Raw genomic sequence first — 19705 nt, forward strand, 5'->3', positions numbered from 1 at the left:
TATGACCACAGCTATTACTTCATCTCGTCATTTATCGAAGCTCAGCTTCGCTTCCATGCGAAGTATCTGACCGCGTGATACGTCATATCATACGGTGAACTTTATAACCGCCTGGCGCAGCTGCTCAGTTTGTTGACGAACCTGAGTGACTGCGTCAGCATTTGACTGTGCATCATTTACCGCTTCCACGCCAGCGTCGCGTACTCGGGTAATATTTCTTGCCGTTTCATCCACAACCGCAGACTGCTCCTCAACCGCGGTAGCAATAGAGGCCGAGCGGTCGTTAATTTTAACTAGCTCAGTATGAATGCGGTTGAATAGTTCATCGGATTCAGTCGAGTGTTGCGCGCTTTCTTCACCCAGCTCATTACACTCTTGCAGGGTCTTCACAATAACCTGCGTTTGCTGGTTCAGTTGACTAGTAATTGACTCTATCTCACCAATAGACTGCTGCGTGCGGGAGGCCAGTGTACGAACTTCATCTGCCACTACGGCAAAGCCACGCCCCTGCTCTCCAGCCCTTGCCGCTTCAATTGCCGCATTCAGCGCCAACAAATTCGTCTGTTCAGCAATGCCGTTAATCACCGTCACAATTTGTGTAATAGAGCCACTGCGCTCTGCCAAGGTATTCGCTTCGGTTACGCTACTGTTCAATCGTTCTGCCAGGTAACGCACTTTCTCAACACCAGCCTGCACCGAGGTACTACCATGTTTCGCCTGTTCAGACAGACTGTTTACCTGCTCGGCGGTATCTTCTGCGTCATTAGCAATAGTGTGAGCCGTGCTGCCCATCTCATTAATAGCAGCAGCAACCTGATCAACCTCATGCGACTGCATATCCAGGTTTTGTGAGGTATGAGTCACTGTATTAGATACTTGCTGTGTGAGACTATTTACCGTTTCGACAGACTGATTTATTTGTTGGATAACACCACGGAAGTACGTGAGCAACTCATTAAAGCTATCAACTAAATCACCGAGTTCGTCATCACGGAACTTCTCCGAGGACAGCGTTAAGTCATTGCTTCGCTGAACTTTGTGCATATCTTTACGTAATTGATTCAGCGGCTTATTAATAGAACGTATCACCCAGACCAACATAGCAATAACAATGAGTGCGATAACAGCAAATACAACGACAGGTACCCACTTCATGGTTGCCTGACGTGACTGCAGCAAGTCACTTAGCTGTTTATCTAACTGATCAAGCGAGGCTTCCATATTGCTCGCAACATCTCTCACTTCGCCTTTAATTCCTGACTCTTCATCAAGTCCTATCTCTTTTGAGCGCGTTGCATAACGATCAAAATCACGGCGATACGCATCAACCTTTGACGCGAGCTCAGGTGTTGCAGACAACTCCTTTTTCAGTTCATCCAGCAATCCCTCTACCCTGCCGAGATACTTGTCGTCAAAGCGCAACATAAAGTCCTTTTCACTGCGACGAACCTGCAGCAAAGTAACCAAAAGCTCAGTACGTCCGGCGGTATCAATCGCTTCTTCTAACTCATGAGTTGCTGAGCGCAGCGCGCCATAAGCACCACTATTTTCATTTAACCCACGCTGCTCAAATGCGTTGACTAAGCGCTCAAAGTTTTTGCTATAACCTTCTACCTGGCTTTCTAACTGTGCAATAAGTTGAGAGGAAGTTTTATCATCAACCAGAGCGTTAAGCTGCTCAAGCCGATTGTCAGTTTCGGTAGCTTGTTGAGCTAACTTGTCTGCGTAGCTCTTATCCATTCGTAACAGAAAATCTTTTTCCGCACGGCGCAATTGCAGCAAGCTATTGTGTACGGACTCTCGAAGCTCACTCGCACGATGTAAGTCACTCACTTGTGACTGAAATACCATCATCAGAACCAGCAGTAAAATAAAAGCGCCAGTAGCGACCAACCCGACAGAAAGGAGCTTATTACGAATTGACATAGCGAACACCTAACAGTAAAAAATGGCGGAATAATAGACAGTGGTCAACAGTTCCGCAATGATCAATTTTGTTAATGATATGAACCTTTTATTACCATCGCATGACTTGCAAAATAAGTATCACTTACTGGGTAAATACCCTCACACGTAAAGCGGTTATACTTCTGATCTCGCTCAATACTTCTCGCTTAAAAAGGAAGCAGTAATGAAAGTTAATTCAGCTGCAGAGGCGCTCTCTATTATTAACGATGGTGATGTTATTTGGTGTCAGTCAATGGCGGCAACGCCATACAAACTGCTGGAAGGCCTGAAAGAGGTCGCAAAGCAACGAAAAGACCTGACATTACTGCAGCTGCACACAGAATACAGTGAAATACTCTGTGACCCTGAGCTTAAAGGACATCTTCGCCAACGTGCTTTCTTTGTCGGCGCCTCAACCCGGCAGGCCGTTAATCAAGGACTCGCCGACTATGTGCCCATTTTTCTCTCTGAAATTCCCAAGTTATTTCGCTCAGGCGAGCAACCTCTGGATGCGGCTATCGTTCAAGTATCACCGCCGGATAAACACGGTAATTGCAGTTTAGGTATCTCGGTTGAAGCAACCCGGGCCGCACTACAAGTTGCGAAAAAAGTGGTTGCCTGGATAAACCCCAACATGCCACGGACGCACGGCGACGCGCTAGTTTCCTTAAAACGATTTGATCGCTACTTTGAAGAAGCTGCCCCTATTCCATTGCACCAGCAACCAGCACAAAACCCCATTACACAAAAAATTGGAGAGCGTGTTGCGGGTCTTATTGATGACGGTGACTGTTTGCAAATGGGTATTGGCGCAATACCAGATGCAACATTGGCTTGCCTGCATCACCACAAAGACTTAGGCATTCACACCGAAATGTTCTCTGACGGCGTATTACCGCTGGTTGAGCGTGGCGTCATAAATAACAGCCGCAAACGTAAGCACCGTGGCCGCATTGTCACCACTTTTGCCATGGGCTCTCAGGCACTTTATGACTTTGTTGATGACAACCAGGAAGTTTTCTTCCTTGATGTTGAGTACACCAATGACACCTCGGTTATTCGCCAGAATAAACAGGTTATGTCGATAAATAGCGCCCTTCAGGTCGACCTGAGCGGTCAGGTTTGCGCAGACTCTATTGGCACTAAAATATACTCGGGCGTTGGCGGTCAAATGGACTTTGTGCGCGGTGCCAGTTTGTCGGAAGGTGGTCGTTCGGTTATTGCTCTGCCTTCAACGGCCTGTGGCGGAACAGTGTCGCGCATTAGCTCTCTGCTTGCTCCTGGCGCTGGCGTAGTCACAACTCGCGCCCATGTGCATTACATTGTCACCGAACACGGCGTCGCTAACTTACGCGCTAAAAGTATGAGCGAACGAGCGCGCGAGCTGATTCATATTGCCGACCCGAAATTCCGAGAGGAGCTTGCAAAAGCGGCTTATGACGACTGGGGATTGAATATAACCTAGATAAATTCTGTCTAAATCGCGCATTAACTTCACACCTTAGCTACTGTAAGCTACTTTTAATGCACATTAGCGGAGGCGGTGATGAAAACAGTCGGCATTATTGGCGGTATGAGCTGGGAGTCCACCAGTACTTATTATCGGCGTTTAAATCAATTGATTAATGAGCGCTTAGGCGGCCTACACAGCGCTGAGCTCATACTTGCCAGTGTCGACTTTGCGCCTATTGAAGAAATGCAGAGCAGGGGCGACTGGAATACCGCCGCAAGTGCCCTTGTGACTAAAGCCAGACAACTGGACAAGGCCGGGGCCGAATGTATTGTTATCGCAACCAATACAATGCATAAAGTCGCCTCTGAAATTGAGGCCGCCGTTTCCATTCCGCTTATCCATATTGTTGATGCTCTGGCCAACCATCTTAAAAAGAACGGGGTTGAACGTGCAGGGCTTTTAGGCACTCGTTTCACTATGCAACAACCTTTTTATAAAGAGCGCCTTGAGCAGCAAGGTATTCAAGTCCTGATACCCAATGAAAGTGACAGCAAAGCAATAGACAGCATCATTTTTAAAGAACTCTGCCGTGGCAAATTTTCTGCCGAGGCTCGTGAGCAATATCTTTCGATTATTAAAAGTTTAGCTAACATCGGCGCACAAGGCGTTATTTTGGGCTGCACAGAAATCGGCTTGCTCGTACAGCAAGAGCACTCTGAACTGCCACTGTTTGACACCACTGAAGTTCACTGCCAAGCCATAGCTGATTGGATGCTAAATTAAAGACCTTGAATCAAAGAGCCCTTACCTGCATATTATTAAGGTGTTAATTCCTCGTTAATTAACACCTTAGGATATAACAACAATTGGAGCTTTTTATGGATCCTGCAGAAGTCAGTCCGCATAGTCGCGTTGTTTTGGCGATTGTTTGCTTTTTCCTGGGTAGTTTAGGTATTCACCGCTTTGTCGTTGGCAAGGTAGGCACTGGCATTTTAATGCTTCTAACCCTGGGTTTCCTTGGTCTTTGGACGCTTATCGATTTTATCGTTATTCTGGTTGGTGGCTTCCGCGATAAGCAAGGTCGCTTGGTTAAACAATAAGCCATAAAGCCGACATAAAGCGTGCCCCGCGCACGCTTCTCTTCTTACCGGTTTCTGCACAGCGTCACTAACCAGTCGCCCAATGCCTCTAAACCCGGACTTTTTGCGGTTGATGACGGATAAACAAAATAGAAGCTGTCGTCTGTACGAATACTGTGAAAAGGCAATTCAAAGAGACTATTCTTCCGTTCTTCTTCGGTGGTCATAAATTCATTTAAAAGCGCAATGCCCTGACCGTATTTAGCCGCCTCTGCCGCTAACAATAAATGACTGAAGTGATGCACTTTCGCATTTTTAGGGAGTCGTAATGACACCTTTTCGAACCAACGTTGCCAGTCGGTACCCGGCTTTCCGTTTGCGAAAGCAGAAATTGCTGAAAGCAAAGGAAAACGAGCCAACTCAGCAGGGTCAGTAATGCGATGCGCTTCCGCCCAAACCGCTTTTGAACAATAAGGCTTCAATGTTTCATCATACAAATGATAGCGCTGATACCCAGTACCCGGCGGTTGTGTCGTAATGAAACAGTCCGCCCACTGACTGTCAAACTGACCGTCCTGAGTCAGCATTTGCAAGGTTAAATCAATATTTGGATACCGCTCTCTGAAGTCATCAAGTGCAGGGATTAACCACTTAACTGCCAATGAGCCGTGAATGGCCAAACGTACCTGACGCGTGTCATTTTCTTTAACATTGCGCGTTGCGCTTTCAACCAGCTCTAACGCTCCAACCACTTCCTGAAAATAGCTCTGCCCAACCGCGGTAAGCATGACTGTGCGGCCTTTGCGGACAAATAGTGGTTTATCTAGATAAGACTCTAATAATTTAACCTGATGACTGACCGCACTTTGAGAGACATGTAACTGCTCGGCCGCACGAGAAAAGCTCTGCAAGCGGGCCACTTCCACAAAGTAATGTATCGCTCGGAACGGAACACTCATTATCTATATTTCTCATGAATTGATTATTTAATATCATTATATTTTATAAAAGGCTTTTCGTACAATACTCACACTTTCAAACAGTTTAACGGAGGTGTTGGTATGGATCGTTCCCTAATATTAGCGGTATTGTTGTTGGTTCTTGGCAATAACGTGGTCATTCTGTCTGACTCTCTGATTAAGCTGCTTGACGGTTTTGAAGCGCCATTTCAATTTGTGCTGTTCCGTCAGCTCAGCGCAACGCTTCTGTTATTGCCGGTCATTCTTTACTTCCGCAGACCCCTATTGCCTAAAAACCTGCGCTGGCACGCAACCCGAGCGCACATATTTTTAATTGGTACAGTCTTTATGGTGGTATCTTTAACGACGCTGCCGCTGGCAACCGCTAACGCTATTTTCTATGCAGCACCATTAATTACGGTCGTTTTTGCACGCCTGCTATTTAAAGAAAGAGTAACCATTATCTCATTAGTCACAGCGGCGTTAGGCATGGTGGGTGTTATGGTTATCTTGAACCCGACCGGCGCCAATATCTTTGCGTTAGCGGCGCTGGTGGTAGCGACGACGCTGGCTCTTAACAACCTGCTTATTAAGAAGCTACCAACGCAACACGGCATTATTGACACCTTATACCTGACAAACTTGCTGGGTATTCCAACCGCCCTCATACTGGCGCTGATTGAGTTTGCCCCGTTCGACTGGAATGTTCTGCTCATTGCGGTGGGCTCGAGTTTATTCTCAATGATTTATGCAGCAACCTGCGTTTATGCCTACCGCGCAGCGGACAGTAACCAGGTAACCAGCGCGGAATATACAGGGCTACTTGGAGCGGTATTCTTCGGCGTTGTTTTCTTTGCGGAGCAACCCGATATGCGCTTTTACATCGGCTCGATGTTGATTGTGGTGCCATTAACAGTACTAACCACAATGAACTCTCGTTCGAAAACACCGAGTCAGAAAGTCTAACTCTTTTCTGCTGTTGGGTCAGCTGGCTCTCTGTTGGCCAAATGCATACGGTAAAAGCGCCAGCGGCGAGAGTTTAATAAATACCAAATACAAATAAACCAACCAAAGACAATGGCGGCACGTCCAAACGAGAACGCCCCATAGCTCTCGACAAAAAGCCAGCCTATGAGTACCGCATCAACCAGTAAAGAAAGCATCAATAACGGCTGGGCAAATCGCATGACAGCATTTGCCCAGTTGCGGTCATCTTCAGCCGCAAAAGCGGTTGCTAAAAGCACAACTAAAGCGGGTAAGCCCACCAATAACATGACACCAAACTGCTCGGTGTTGGTATAGAAGAGTTTGAGAAGTCGAGTGCGGTCTTCCGTGAAAGTGATGGAAATAATGCCAGCCACATAACCGCGCATTTGAAACAAAATGACAAGCAGGAGCGAGAGCGGAAAGCTCGCTCTGCCCTCTTTATCCAAGTAACGTGCTTTCTCGTACAGTTGTTGTCCGGCGCTTGTCTGTGCGCTGCCAGATTTTTTCATGGAAATAATAACCTACTGTATTTACTAACGGTTCTATCAGCGCCACTGCGCCCCCAAGAACCACGTCACCTGTCATTAACCATACAACGCTAAACGCGATGGTAAAATGCATAATACCAAATGAAACGGTTTTCGCTGCGTCTTTCATAGATTCCTCCCGCATGACCTTTATTTTATTCTGATCGATTGGGAGGTTTATATCTAACAGATAAAACCGATAAAGCTGTTCGCTACCATCAATGCGCTTACGGGCAAATTATACGGCGCGTTTTAGCTGTTCTCGCAACTGTGCAATGTCATCTCGCAACTGACCGGCTTTCTCAAACTCGAGATCCTGCGCTGCTTGATACATTTGCTTCTCTTTGTTCTCAATTTCTTTTAATAACGACTTAGTGTCTTTAATCACCACCGTGCGGGCATCATAGCCTGAGGCGACTTCCGCCAGAGCTTTGTCCGCTTTACTCTTACGAGCAGGCGCACTGCCCTGCCCCAAATCCATGACATCGGTAATTTTCTTATTCAAGCCTTTCGGCGTTATGCCATGCTCTTTGTTAAACGCAATCTGCTTTTCACGGCGGCGCTCGGTCTCTTCAATAGCACGTTGCATAGATCCGGTAATGCGATCGCCATATAAAATGGCCTTACCATTCACGTTACGCGCCGCCCGGCCTATGGTTTGAATTAATGAGCGATCTGAACGCAAGAAACCTTCTTTGTCTGCGTCTAAAATAGCCACCAACGACACTTCCGGCATATCCAAACCTTCACGCAACAAGTTAATGCCGACCAGAACATCAAACTCGCCTAATCGTAAGTCACGAATAATTTCCATGCGCTCAACAGTATCGATATCCGAGTGTAAATAACGAACCTTGATTCCATGCTCATCCAAGTAATCGGATAAATCTTCCGCCATTTTTTTGGTTAAGGTTGTCGCTAATACGCGCTCGCCCTGCTCTGTGCGCAAACGAATTTCCGACATCAAGTCGTCAACCTGCGTCGCGACCGGGCGCACTTCAATGGTTGGATCGATCAAACCAGTCGGTCTAACAACCTGCTCAACCACCTCGTTACTGCTTCGCTCGAGCTCGTATTTACCGGGCGTTGCGGATACGTAGATGGTCTGAGGCGCTATGGCCTCAAACTCGTCAAACTTTAACGGACGGTTATCCAGCGCAGACGGTAACCGGAACCCATATTCCACCAGATTTTCTTTACGTGAACGGTCGCCTTTGTACATAGCGCCAACTTGCGACACTGTTACGTGAGACTCGTCAATAATAAGTAAGGCATTGTCCGGCAGATAATCCATCAATGTCGGGGGTGGCTCGCCCGGCGCGCGCCCGGACAAGTAACGGGAGTAGTTTTCAATGCCCGAGCAGTAACCAAGCTCTAACATCATTTCAATATCGAACTGAGTGCGTTGGTTGATGCGCTGCTCTTCTATCAGCTTATTTTGCTTCAGTAATATATCGCGACGGTCTTTCAGCTCGTCTTTAATTTTATCAATGGCTTTGACCAATACTTCCCGAGGCGTCACATAGTGCGTTTTCGGGTAAATCGTTGCGCGGGCAACGTCTTTTTCTGTGACCTGGCCTGTCAGTGGCTCGAAGAAACTGATTCTATCAACTTCGTTGTCAAACAACTCAACGCGTACCGCCATTTCCTCCGACTCTGCCGGAAAAATATCAATGACCTCACCACGAACGCGATACGTGCCACGCTCAAAAGCGGCGTCGTTACGTTTGTATTGCAGTTGGGCTAAACGACGCAAAATATCGCGCTGGTCAATAATGTCACCGCGACGTAAATGCAGCATCATTTTCATGTACGACTCAGGGTCACCCAAACCGTAAATCGCCGACACCGACGCCACCAGGACAACATCCCGACGTTCCATCAACGCTTTCGTTGCCGACAGACGCATTTGTTCTATATGGTCATTAATGGAAGCATCTTTCTCAATAAAGGTATCGGTCGTCGGCACATAAGCTTCTGGCTGATAATAGTCATAGTAAGAAACAAAATACTCCACCGCGTTGTTCGGGAAGTACTCTTTCATTTCTCCATAAAGCTGTGCGGCAAGCGTCTTGTTATGTGCGAGTATTAAAGTCGGGCGCTGAGAACGTTCAATTACATTGGCCATAGTGAAGGTTTTACCTGAGCCAGTAACCCCCAGTAAGACTTGATGAGCTAAGCCTGCATCCAAATTGTCGAGCAAACTTTCAATGGCTTTCGGCTGGTCGCCGGCTGGCTTGTATTTTGAAACCAACTGAAATGACTTAGCCATGCTCCCTCCTGAGTTCTTTTGAAAACCACACGTAGGCAATGGTCGCCGTTAGCAGGTTTGCCACAACACCGCCAATAAAGAGACCAGTTAAATCCGCCAGTAAGCTGCCTAAGTACGACAAGGGCACAAATAAGATAAATAAGCGGACAATGCTAAGCCATAATGCGTTCATCGGTTTATGCACCGCATTAAAACTAGAGTTTGTCAGAATAATTACGCCCTGTAGTCCATAACCCAACGGCATAATATAAATAAAGAGTTTAATAATGTCGGCCACCGTCTTTTCTTCGGCAAAAGCCATCGCTATCCAATGCGCTGTAACCAACATCAGCAAGTAAATAACAGCCTGAATAATCAGCACCAATTTTAATGCAGTACGATACGCCTGCTGCACACGATCAATTCTGTCGGCACCATAGTTTTGGCTGATTAACGGCGGCAGTGACATCGATAAAGCCAATATAATAACGCTTGCCAATGACTCTAAACGCGACCCAACTCCAAACGCAGCAACGGCAGGGGCGCCATAAGCCGCAACTATGGCGGTCATTACTGACATTGCTAAGGGCGTTAACATATTCGCACCGGCTGCGGGCATACCAATTTTTAAAACCTCTCTTGCGGATTTCACCCAAGCCGCCAAAAAGTTCAGACCGTTGGCTGGCGTAAAAGACACCAGCTTATTTCGACTGAGTAGCCAAAACACCAGTAACACACCACTAAACCATGAAATAACGCTAGCTAAGGCCGCGCCTTCAACACCCATGGCGGGTATAGGTCCCCAGCCGAAGATTAAAATAGGGTCAAAAATAGCATTCGCAAGGCCGCCGGACGCCATTATTAATGAGGGTGTCCGGGTATCTCCTGCCGCCCGTAAAACCGCGTTTCCCACCATTGGTGTCACCAGCATGACACAGCCAAAGAACCACAAGCTCATATATTCACGAATTATAGGCATCAGCCTCGGCTGGGCTTGCAATAGGCTAAAAATAGGTTCCATGAGGACATAACCTATAACCGCTAGTGCAGCAACTAATAAAGCCGATACAGAAAGTGCAGAGAAACCGTCAAAGTGGGCTTCATCGGGTCTGTCAGAGCCGTACTTTCTGGCAATGACAGCGGAAGTGCCTATCCCCAGGCCAATGGCCAGGCTGACGACTGTAAAGGTAACGGGAAAGGTAAAACTAACAGCCGCTAAAGGGTCTGTGCCCAATAAACTGATAAAGAAGGTGTCGACAACATTGAAGCTGATAAGGGTGGCCACACCGAAAATAACAGGCCAGGTCATTTCCCAAAGCTTCTGTCCTACCGGCGCGCTGATAAGACTTCGTGATGCGTCGGCAGCTGCCATTCTATTCCTCCTCAGTTAAGTAGCCCAGTAGTGTAACTCAGACCGCTGTTTGTGGCTACGGAGAATAGACTTTAACCGCCCTAATCCGTATAGTATTGGGCAATTCTCCTCTATCTAAAAAAACAGGATCTGAACGTGGATTATCAACTCTCCGACCGTATTAATTCGATTCAACCATCACCCACATTAGCGGTGACTCAGAAAGCCAATGAGCTTCGTCAACAGGGCAAAGACGTTATTGGTTTGGGTGTGGGAGAACCTGATTTTGATACGCCAGAATTTGTTAAAGACGCCGCCATTCAAGCCATTAAAGAAGGTAAGACAAAATATACCGCGGTCGATGGTATTGTTGAGCTAAAAGATGCCGTTATTAGAAAGTTAGAGCGAGACAATCAGTTAAGCTACCAACGTAACGAAATTATTGTTTCATCGGGTGGTAAGCACAGCATCTATAACTTACTTAGTGCTTGGCTAAACCCAGGCGACGAAGTCGTTATTCCTGCGCCTTACTGGGTATCGTATCCAGATATGACAAAACTGGTAGGTGCCACCCCGGTTATCGTACAAGCCGGTATTGATCAACGTTTTAAAATTACCGCAGAGCAGCTGCGTGGTGCATTAACCGATAAAACTCGCTTAATGTTCATTAATAGTCCGTCAAACCCGGCGGGGACTGCCTACACTGCGGAAGAATTGAAAGCGTTAGCAGACGTATTAAGAGACTATCCGAATGTGCTAATTGCCACAGACGATATGTACGAGCACATTTTATGGTCCGATTCGCCATTTGCTAACCTGCCTATGGTTGCTCCCGATCTAAAAGATCGCACGGTTATTCTTACCGGCGTTTCCAAAGCCTATGCGATGACAGGCTGGCGAATTGGATATGCTGCTGGTCCTGCACCTATTATTGCCGCCATGAAAAAAATGCAGTCGCAAAGCACATCTAACCCGGCCAGTATCAGCCAATATGCTGCCGCTGCGGCTCTCGATGGCGATCAAAGCTGTATAAAGACAATGGTAACGGCATTCAAAGAACGTCACGATTATTTAGTCGACGCCTTAAATGCAATTGATGGCATAAACTGTGTGCCCGGAGATGGTACTTTCTATGCGTTTGCACACATTGAAAAACTGATGGAAAAAGCAGGAACGAAGGACGACGTCTCGTTTTGTGAGAAATTACTCTCTGATGCTAATGTCGCGTTAGTGCCAGGCTCGGCCTTTGGCGCTGAAGGCTATTGCCGTCTGTCTTTTGCAACTGACCTCAACACGCTAAAAGAAGCGGTCAAACGCATTAAATCTTTTGCAGAAAACTTATAAAAAATAGGGTTTTGGTGCTAAACAGCAATGTAAGCGCCAAAACCCTTTTGCTTTTTCCGCCCAGTAATACGTATCTCCTCAATTTCCTACTTCTTTTCGTTTGACGCTTTTATTACAAATTAACAAAATTTACTGCGATCCTTTGCGTGCCTTTTAGTTAAATGACTTACAAGAAGTCAAGAGAAAAAACGCAGAAATTTGATGTTAAACGGGACCAAATTTCAATCAATTTAACCAAGAAATACACAAGTTGCTGATTCTGCAAGCATTGCCTGATGAACAAACCACCAAACTGAACAGTTGTTCACCGAATTTATATAAGCCATTAATTTTAAAGGATATATATTTATCTAGGTAATTTTTAACCATCGCTTAAATTGCGCTCGACACCGCATAAACCGTATTATTTAACAGAGTTAAGCACAGGGTTATCCACAGATTCCGTGGATAAGATCCTGTAGCCGTTATCTACTGGGCAACTCAGTGATCTGTGGATAATCACTTCAGCGATCAACTTATCACTTATGTTATAGCAGAGATTATGACCAAAGCTTGACATTGTTTTCCGTGAGGTATAGACGATATTTTCACAAAAAGTACCCTGTTTTCCTAAATTGTTGAGTTTTTCAGCAGACAGTCATATTTCCCTAAAAAACCTTAATGGAACAGTTGACAGTCTCAGGCAGTAGCTTTAATATTCGCAGCCGTTGAACGTTGTTCCCCAGTAGCTCAGTTGGTTAGAGCGGTGGACTGTTAATCCATGTGTCGTTGGTTCGAATCCAACCTGGGGAGCCAATACAACGTTAACGAAACTTATCTATTCCCCAGTAGCTCAGTTGGTTAGAGCGGTGGACTGTTAATCCATGTGTCGTTGGTTCGAATCCAACCTGGGGAGCCAAGTTCCAAGCCCTTTAAAGCCCCCAAAGTCTTTTACTCAAATCCCGAACTGACTCTTTTGCGCCATCAGCAATCCAATTCGCTAAGTGTTTTGCAACGTTAGGCCATTGCATATAAGCGCTTTGTCGTTCCTGCAGAGCCCGTTCAATAGAGGCACAACTCACATTTTTCATTACTGTTGCAAGCCCCTTACGCTCTAGTATTTCCGCATTTTTCTGTTGTTCAAACTGGCCTGTCAAAGGCTTTATGATCAGTGACTTCCCTTCTCTCAATGCCTCACAACTGGTTTCAAAGCCCGCATTAGAAATTACCGCTGACGCTCTACTAAACTGCTCTGAAAACTGTTTTCTTGACGGTGCGAAGCATTCAATGTGCCCATAGCTGCACCGCGTTAATTTGGGATGAAAGACCGAGAATTCATAATCATCAATAGGGTAAAGCGCGTTAATAATAACTTTAGGATCCTCAAACGGCAGGTAAACGATCACTCGTTGGGCTAAGCCGCCCTTACAGCCATTATCAGGCTCTCTAACAACCGGAGGTATGGCATTACCACACTCTAACCAGTGCATGCCAACAGGCGTTGAACAGGGAGCAAATTGCTTAATCATTTGACGCTGCCAGAGGCTCAGCGTTTTATAAAGCTCGGGCTCCCAGAATGCGTATTGCCGCCCCAAACCAATAGAACGCACTCCAGCTCGTTTAGCTGCCCAGGCACTCACTGGCTCGTAGTCGGTAATGACCAGATCATATTGCGTTACATCTAACGCTTTTACGTCGTTGTAAAACTGTCTCCAGTTATTTGAGGTGAGCGTTTTTCGGCGTTTCAAGGCGCCATTTTCAGTGACAAAAGACAGTCCCTCGCGGCTTTGATAGGCACCAAAAACGTTCATATCAAACAAGCCATAGTTCCTGCGTCCGGAAATCAGATAGTCAACGTGAATCGGCTGCGGACTTAAGTAAGTAGCCAAAGTGTGGCTTCTGGAAAGGTGACCATTTCCGGTGCCCTGAATACCATATAGAACTCTCATAGCATAAGCTCCCAAATAAGTACTGCTAACAATACACCGGCTAATATGTCTGACGGGAAGTGCACACCAACAATAACTCGAGAAGCCCCAATGGCGGACGCCCACAGGTAGCAAACAAAACCAAGTTCGGGAAAGTGGACGTGGGTTATCCCTGCAAATATAAAAGCCGCTGCAGTGTGTCCGGAGGGAAAACTGAACTTGTCAGACGCGACAATCAGCGCTGCCAGCGACAACCCTAAGTCACTGGGGCGTCGGCGTTTGAAGCTGCTTTTTAAGAGCCAGTAAATGGGCAGTTCAATTAGGAAGGCAAGTAATAGATGCTTAAAGTAGGCGGTACCAGAGTCATTCAACAGGACACTCGCTAGTGCAATCGCAAAGTAGGCGTAACCGTCTCCGGAACGGGAAACCCAAACCGCTAACCGCCCGGCAACCGGACGAGCTCGTATCCCTGAGCACAGGCAGTAACAGTAGGTATCAAAACGCTGTAAATAACTGAGCAGTACCATGGCTTTTATACCGTTTTAGCACCAGTTGCAGCCACTTTGCCTACCACTTATGACAGTTTTAATGCGCTAGCATGACAATAAAGTGACAATTTGCCGGATTTCGCCGAGAAACCCTACCCAAAGGCGGTTGTTTATAAGCCTCAAAACACCGATAATATGCGCTCTTTATTTTTCACTGTTGCGGAATGCTCAATGACCGACTATTTGCTGCTATTAATTGGCACAGTATTGGTAAATAACTTTGTGCTCGTTAAGTTTCTTGGCTTGTGCCCATTTATGGGGGTATCCAATAAACTCGACACAGCTATTGGTATGTCCGCAGCAACGACCTTCGTACTGACATTAGCGTCTGTTTGCAGCTATTTAGTGAATGAATACTTACTCGAGCCGTTAGGACTTATGTCGCTGCAAACACTGAGCTTTATTCTGGTTATTGCGGTGGTTGTTCAGTTCACCGAAATGGTCGTGCATAAAACCAGCCCTACCTTATATCGCTTACTGGGCATATTTTTACCGCTAATTACAACCAATTGTGCGGTACTGGGTGTGGCTTTATTGAACATTAATGAGCAGCACAACTTCGTTCAGTCTATTGTTTATGGACTTGGCGCTGCCATTGGTTTCTCGCTGGTTCTTATTCTTTTCTCAGCGTTACGCGAACGTCTGGCTGCCGCCGATGTGCCAGTAACCTTTAAAGGTTCAGCGGTAGCAATGATAACAGCCGGTCTTATGTCTCTTGCCTTTATGGGCTTCAGCGGATTAGTGAGCAGTTAAATGAGTGTATTAGGAGCAGTTATTACACTTGGCATTTTAGCGCTGATATTCGGCGTTATTCTAGGCTTTGCTGCGGTTAAGTTTAAAGTTGAAAGCGACCCTATTGTTGACCAAATCGATGAAATTCTGCCACAAACCCAGTGTGGGCAATGCGGCTATCCAGGCTGTCGTCCTTATGCCGAAGCCATCGCAAACGGTGACGATATCAATAAGTGTCCTCCAGGCGGCGAAGCAACTATCAAGCAATTGGCCGACTTAATGGGTGTTGAGGCAAAACCTTTAGACTCCGCGCACGGTGAAGAAGACGTCAAAAAAGTCGCCGTTATTCGGGAAGACGAATGCATAGGCTGTACTAAATGTATTCAGGCCTGCCCTGTCGACGCTATTTTAGGCGCGGCCAAGCAAATGCACACCGTTATTGAACACGAATGTACCGGTTGCGACTTATGTGTTGAGCCTTGCCCGGTCGACTGCATCGATATGGTCTCTGTCAAAGCAAGCCCTGAAACCTGGCAGTGGGATCTCGATACGGTTAAAGAAAACATCAAAAAGAACAGCATTCCGGTGAAGGTGGTTGAATGAGCCGTCCAGATAACAACACCATTTATGTGTCGAGCAATGTATCGGGGCATTTCCCTGGTGGTATACATCCGCCAGAGAGAAAAGCACCTGCGTGCAACAAACCAATACGCTCGCTACCTTTACCTGACGAATTAATTTTGCCGGTACGTCAGCATATTGGCCCATCGGGCAATATGTTAGTTGAGCCGGGTCAGACGGTTGATAAAGGTCAGCAACTCACCGAGGCCAGTTTGAGTCTGGGGCTGCCACTACACGCCCCGACGTCCGGTGTTATTCACGCTATTGAAGAACGCCCAACGGCACATGCGTCAGGTTTGCCCGAACTAGCCATTGTAATAAGACCCGACGGCGAAGATCGCTGGGGCAATAAGCACGCCATTCCGGATTATCGGGAAGTTGAAGTCTCCCGCTTGCTTGAGTTGATACAACAAGCTGGTATTGCCGGTTTAGGTGGAGCGGGCTTCCCAACTGCGCAAAAGCTGGCCCAGCAAAAGCCTTTACGTCATCTAATTATTAATGGCGTTGAGTGCGAACCTTATATTGCCGCAGACGATGGCTTAATGCAGGAGTACGCTGAAGACATAATCGCGGGTGTGAAAATTCTTCAGTACATTACTCATTGTGACTCCGTGCTGTTCGCCATAGAAAACAATAAGCCTAAGGCTATTGAAGCTATTCGCACCGCCATTGGGGACGACTCGCAAATAGCACTAAAGGTCGTACCAACAAAATACCCTTCCGGCGGCGAGAAGCAACTCATTGAGCTACTGACCGGTGAGCAGGTCCCCAGCGGCAAACTGCCAATGGATATTGGTTTCTTAATGCAAAATGTCGGAACCGCATACGCCATTAAGCGCGCTATTATTCATGGTGAGCCACTACTTGAACGTGTTGTGACAGTCACCGGCGATGCCATAAAAGAAAAGCGTAACCTTTGGGCGCTGTTGGGAACCCCTATTGAACATTTGCTAAAGGAATCTGGGTTTACTCCTGAAAATAAACAACGCGTCATTATGGGTGGCCCTATGATGGGCTTTACGCTACCTAGCATTGATGTTCCGGTCATAAAAACCACCAACTGTATTTTGGCTCCGACAGAAGCAGAGCTGCCGGCACCGGGGCCTGAATTAGCCTGTATACGTTGCGGTGCCTGCGCCGACGCCTGTCCGGCCAGCTTGCAGCCACAGCAACTGCAATTACTGGCTAAAGCCAAAGACTATGACGCGCTGGACGAGCAAAACCTGTTTGACTGCATAGAGTGCGGCGCGTGCGCCTATGTCTGCCCTAGCGAAATTCCCTTAGTGCACTATTATCGGAAAGCGAAAGCAGAGATTCGCAACATTGCTCGTGAAAAAGCTAAAGCGGAACATGCGCGCCAGCGCTTTGAAGCTCGACAAGAGCGTTTAGAGCGTGAGAAGCAGGAGCGCTTAGAGCGCCATAGAAAAGCAGCCGAAGCCCGCAAGAAAGCCCAGGCTGAAAAAGCGGAAACCGCAACGACAGACAACAAAGAAAAAACCGAGTCAGGCGGCAAGTCTGCTGCCGTTGCTGCTGCAATTGCGCGTGCAAAAGCCAAAAAAGCCGCCCAGGCGCAAAAAGCCGATGAAGAAAATAACTCAGCGAAAGGAAATGAGTCATGAGTTTTAAAATAGCGTCGTCACCTCATGGGCACAGCCAACACAGTACCAGCAGCATGATGCGCTGGGTTTGCTACGCGCTGGTGCCCGGTGTGTTGATACAAAGCTATTTCTTCGGCTTCGGTGTTTGGTTTCAAATAATCCTGGCTGTAATTACCGCTTTAATTGCTGAGTCAGCCTGTATTATTGCTCGTGATCGCCCCGCTATGTCGGCCCTGCGAGACAATACAGCCTTGGTCACTGCCATTTTGTTGGCCATTAGTATTCCGCCTTTATCCCCCTGGTGGATCATTGTTATTGGTACGTTGTTTGCCATTGTCGTCGTTAAGCATGTTTACGGTGGCATGGGACAAAACCTGTTTAATCCTGCGATGGCGGGTTACGTTTTATTACTAATATCTTTTCCGGTACAAATGACCAACTGGCTACCACCATCAACAATAGGTGAGCATTCACTCACGCTTTGGCAGACGCTACACACCATACTGTTTGAATATACACCGGCCGGTTACAGCGTCGAACAGCTACGTGCCGGTATTGACGGTGTCACTATGGCAACCCCATTAGATGCCATAAAAACAGGTTTAACACAGGGTTTCACATTGACCGAAGTGTATGCCAAGCCCCAGTTTAGCTTTTTAGCGGGCGCTGGCTGGCAATGGGTTAACCTCGGCTTTCTCATTGGTGGTTTGTTACTCATACAACAGCGTATTATCAGTTGGCACATTCCTGTCGGACTCATCGCGGGATTGTGTGTTCCGGCCTTCTTTGCATATCTGTTCGCCCCCGATCTTATGACAGGGCCTGTGGTTCACGCACTGAGCGGCGCAACAATGCTTGGCGCATTCTTCATTGCGACCGACCCGGTCTCTGCGGCGACCTCGAACCGGGGCCGCTTTGTTTTTGGCGTGTTAATCGGTTTATTAGTGTTTATTATCCGTAGCTGGGGTGGGTATCCCGACGGGGTGGCGTTCGCGGTGCTGCTAGCCAATATGTGTGTTCCTATTATTGATCGTTATACAAGACCAACCGTTTATGGTCACGGAGAGCGCAAATGACCATTAATAGTATGCAGAAAAACGGCCTTATACTGGCCGCCTTTGCGGTTATTGCTACGGCTTTAGTGGTGGGCGTACAAGTGCTGACCAAAGATAAAATTGCACAACAACAGCAAGCTCAGGTACTGCGCACGCTGAACCAACTCATTCCTCCGGCAATGCACGACAATGACCTTTACCAGTCTTGTCGTTTGGTGACTCATAACGCACTGGGTAGCAACGAACCGCACCCAATGTATCGAGCCTGGGTTAACGATGAACCCACCGCGTTGGCTGCCGAAATTGTCGCTCCCGATGGCTACTCAGGTGCCATTCGTTTATTACTGGCGGTGAAACCTTCAGGTGAGTTACTGGGTGTCAGGACCTTGCGCCACCAGGAAACACCAGGCCTGGGTGATAAAATAGAAATAGAGAAAAACGACTGGATCACGTCGTTTTCAGGCAAGCGAGTTAAATCCGAAGACGATGACCGTTGGGCAGTAAAGCGCGACGGTGGCATGTTTGATCAATTCACAGGCGCAACCATTACACCGCGAGCGGTGGTTGGCGCAGTCAAACGAGCGACACTTTATCTAGAAGAAAACGCGGACACATTATTCAATGCTGAGCTTCAGCGCTGTGAGGAGGCCGCACAATGAACGAGTACAAAGAACTAACCTGGCAAGGACTCTGGGATAACAACCCAGCTTTAGTGCAGCTACTTGGCTTATGCCCTCTCTTGGCTGTCACGGCGTCTGTCACTAACGCTTTAGGACTCGGCTTGGCGACACTGTTTGTGCTTATCGGCTCTAATGTAACTGTGTCACTCGTGCGCAGTTTTGTGCCTCAGGAAATACGCATTCCGGTCTTTGTAATGGTCATTGCCACCTTTGTTACTGTTATTCAATTGCTCATGAATGCCTATGTGTTCGAGCTGTACCAATCGCTCGGCATTTTCATTCCATTAATAGTCACAAACTGCGCCATTATCGGCCGTGCCGAAGCTTATGCGTCTAAAAACCCGTGGCAGAAAGCGGCATTTGACGGCTTGATGATGGGCATAGGTTTTGCGTTGGTACTGATGCTGCTGGGCGCCATACGTGAAATTATTGGTAATGGTACTTTGTTCGACGGGGCCGAGCTCTTACTTGGCGACTGGGCCGCCCAATTAAGAATTGAGTTATTCACCGTTGACTATCCGCTTCTGCTTGCCATATTGCCGCCAGGCGCCTTTATTGGTATGGGCTTTATCATTGCCCTGAAAAACCGAATTGATGCTATAAAAGCCGAGCGCGCAGAGAAGAAAACCGTCACCCGCGCCCGTGTAACCGCACAACAGTAATAAT

The 19705-nt window shown here is 47.2% G+C and carries 19 protein-coding genes and 2 tRNA genes; 13 read left to right on the forward strand and 8 right to left on the reverse strand.

Features of this window, described 5'->3' with window-relative positions:
- Window positions 1-87 precede the first annotated feature (87 nt).
- Complete coding sequence (locus B3850_RS04820; protein WP_286911457.1) at window positions 88-1926, reverse strand: methyl-accepting chemotaxis protein; 1839 nt, start codon at window positions 1924-1926, stop codon at window positions 88-90.
- A 205-nt stretch (window positions 1927-2131) separates the two neighbouring features.
- Between B3850_RS04820 and B3850_RS04825 the strand changes: the two genes are divergently transcribed.
- The 3 genes from B3850_RS04825 to B3850_RS04835 all read left to right on the forward strand — a co-directional run bounded on the left by B3850_RS04825 (window position 2132) and on the right by B3850_RS04835 (window position 4500).
- Window positions 2132-3412 (forward strand): acetyl-CoA hydrolase/transferase family protein, encoded by a 1281-nt coding sequence (locus B3850_RS04825; protein WP_129497373.1) that lies wholly within the window; start codon window positions 2132-2134, stop codon window positions 3410-3412.
- Between the two features lie 81 nt (window positions 3413-3493).
- Window positions 3494-4183 (forward strand): aspartate/glutamate racemase family protein, encoded by a 690-nt coding sequence (locus tag B3850_RS04830; RefSeq protein ID WP_286911458.1) that lies wholly within the window; start codon window positions 3494-3496, stop codon window positions 4181-4183.
- Between the two features lie 95 nt (window positions 4184-4278).
- Complete coding sequence (locus B3850_RS04835) at window positions 4279-4500, forward strand: TM2 domain-containing protein (protein WP_126751698.1); 222 nt, start codon at window positions 4279-4281, stop codon at window positions 4498-4500.
- A 44-nt stretch (window positions 4501-4544) separates the two neighbouring features.
- Here B3850_RS04835 and B3850_RS04840 read toward each other — a convergent pair whose 3' ends face one another.
- Complete coding sequence (locus B3850_RS04840) at window positions 4545-5438, reverse strand: LysR substrate-binding domain-containing protein (protein ID WP_286911459.1); 894 nt, start codon at window positions 5436-5438, stop codon at window positions 4545-4547.
- A 102-nt stretch (window positions 5439-5540) separates the two neighbouring features.
- On the opposite strand from B3850_RS04840, the gene B3850_RS04845 reads away from it, so the two are divergent.
- On the forward strand, window positions 5541-6404 hold the full coding sequence (locus tag B3850_RS04845) for a DMT family transporter (RefSeq protein ID WP_286873446.1): 864 nt from the start codon (window positions 5541-5543) through the stop codon (window positions 6402-6404).
- On the opposite strand, the gene B3850_RS04850 is transcribed toward B3850_RS04845, so the two are convergent.
- The 4 genes from B3850_RS04850 to B3850_RS04865 form a co-directional block, all read right to left on the reverse strand.
- Entirely contained in the window at window positions 6401-6934 is a 534-nt protein-coding gene (locus B3850_RS04850; RefSeq protein WP_286873443.1) for a DUF2919 family protein, read from the reverse strand. The genes B3850_RS04845 and B3850_RS04850 overlap by 4 nt on opposite strands.
- Window positions 6864-7082, reverse strand: a complete 219-nt coding sequence (locus B3850_RS04855; RefSeq protein ID WP_100691741.1) for a DUF2061 domain-containing protein — start codon at window positions 7080-7082, stop codon at window positions 6864-6866. The genes B3850_RS04850 and B3850_RS04855 overlap by 71 nt, the downstream gene beginning before the upstream one ends.
- A gap of 108 nt (window positions 7083-7190) precedes the next feature.
- On the reverse strand, window positions 7191-9224 hold the full coding sequence (uvrB, locus tag B3850_RS04860; protein ID WP_058578769.1) for an excinuclease ABC subunit UvrB: 2034 nt from the start codon (window positions 9222-9224) through the stop codon (window positions 7191-7193).
- Window positions 9217-10575 carry an MATE family efflux transporter gene (locus B3850_RS04865; RefSeq protein ID WP_286911460.1) on the reverse strand — a complete coding sequence of 453 codons (1359 nt, stop codon included), beginning with the start codon at window positions 10573-10575 and terminating at the stop codon, window positions 9217-9219. The genes uvrB and B3850_RS04865 overlap by 8 nt, the downstream gene beginning before the upstream one ends.
- A gap of 135 nt (window positions 10576-10710) precedes the next feature.
- Between B3850_RS04865 and B3850_RS04870 the strand changes: the two genes are divergently transcribed.
- From B3850_RS04870 to B3850_RS04880, 3 genes are all read left to right on the forward strand, one after another.
- Window positions 10711-11898, forward strand: a complete 1188-nt coding sequence (locus B3850_RS04870; protein WP_286873439.1) for a pyridoxal phosphate-dependent aminotransferase — start codon at window positions 10711-10713, stop codon at window positions 11896-11898.
- A gap of 718 nt (window positions 11899-12616) precedes the next feature.
- Window positions 12617-12693, forward strand: a tRNA-Asn gene (locus B3850_RS04875).
- A gap of 26 nt (window positions 12694-12719) precedes the next feature.
- Window positions 12720-12796 (forward strand) — tRNA-Asn (locus B3850_RS04880).
- 13 nt (window positions 12797-12809) lie between these two features.
- Here B3850_RS04880 and B3850_RS04885 read toward each other — a convergent pair.
- Together B3850_RS04885 and B3850_RS04890 are read right to left on the reverse strand one after the other, a co-directional pair.
- Window positions 12810-13826, reverse strand: coding sequence for a glycosyltransferase family protein (locus B3850_RS04885; protein WP_286873436.1), 1017 nt, complete (start codon window positions 13824-13826; stop codon window positions 12810-12812).
- Window positions 13823-14332, reverse strand: coding sequence for a phosphatase PAP2 family protein (locus B3850_RS04890; protein ID WP_286873434.1), 510 nt, complete (start codon window positions 14330-14332; stop codon window positions 13823-13825). The genes B3850_RS04885 and B3850_RS04890 overlap by 4 nt, the downstream gene beginning before the upstream one ends.
- 192 nt (window positions 14333-14524) lie before the next feature.
- Between B3850_RS04890 and rsxA the strand changes: the two genes are divergently transcribed.
- From rsxA to B3850_RS04920, 6 genes are read left to right on the forward strand one after another with little or no spacing between them, the layout of a single operon-like run.
- A complete protein-coding gene (gene rsxA, locus B3850_RS04895) occupies window positions 14525-15106 on the forward strand; it encodes an electron transport complex subunit RsxA (RefSeq protein WP_053952646.1) in 582 nt (193 codons plus the stop codon).
- Complete coding sequence (rsxB, locus tag B3850_RS04900) at window positions 15107-15688, forward strand: electron transport complex subunit RsxB (protein ID WP_058578764.1); 582 nt, start codon at window positions 15107-15109, stop codon at window positions 15686-15688.
- Window positions 15685-17325 (forward strand): electron transport complex subunit RsxC, encoded by a 1641-nt coding sequence (rsxC, locus tag B3850_RS04905; RefSeq protein WP_286911462.1) that lies wholly within the window; start codon window positions 15685-15687, stop codon window positions 17323-17325. Before rsxB ends, rsxC begins: the two co-directional genes overlap by 4 nt.
- The gene (gene rsxD / locus B3850_RS04910) at window positions 17322-18380 is read left to right on the forward strand and encodes an electron transport complex subunit RsxD (protein ID WP_286873423.1); all 1059 of its coding nucleotides are present in this window, start codon (window positions 17322-17324) and stop codon (window positions 18378-18380) included. The genes rsxC and rsxD overlap by 4 nt, the downstream gene beginning before the upstream one ends.
- Window positions 18377-19018, forward strand: a complete 642-nt coding sequence (gene rsxG, locus B3850_RS04915) for an electron transport complex subunit RsxG (protein ID WP_053952559.1) — start codon at window positions 18377-18379, stop codon at window positions 19016-19018. Before rsxD ends, rsxG begins: the two co-directional genes overlap by 4 nt.
- Window positions 19015-19701: an electron transport complex subunit E gene (locus B3850_RS04920; RefSeq protein WP_286873418.1), complete on the forward strand. Its 687-nt coding sequence runs from the start codon at window positions 19015-19017 to the stop codon at window positions 19699-19701. Before rsxG ends, B3850_RS04920 begins: the two co-directional genes overlap by 4 nt.
- Window positions 19702-19705: the final 4 nt, after the last annotated feature.

Origin of the sequence: Idiomarina sp. UBA4520, from assembly GCF_002388365.1 — a bacterium.
GTDB lineage: Bacteria > Pseudomonadota > Gammaproteobacteria > Enterobacterales > Alteromonadaceae > Idiomarina > Idiomarina zobellii.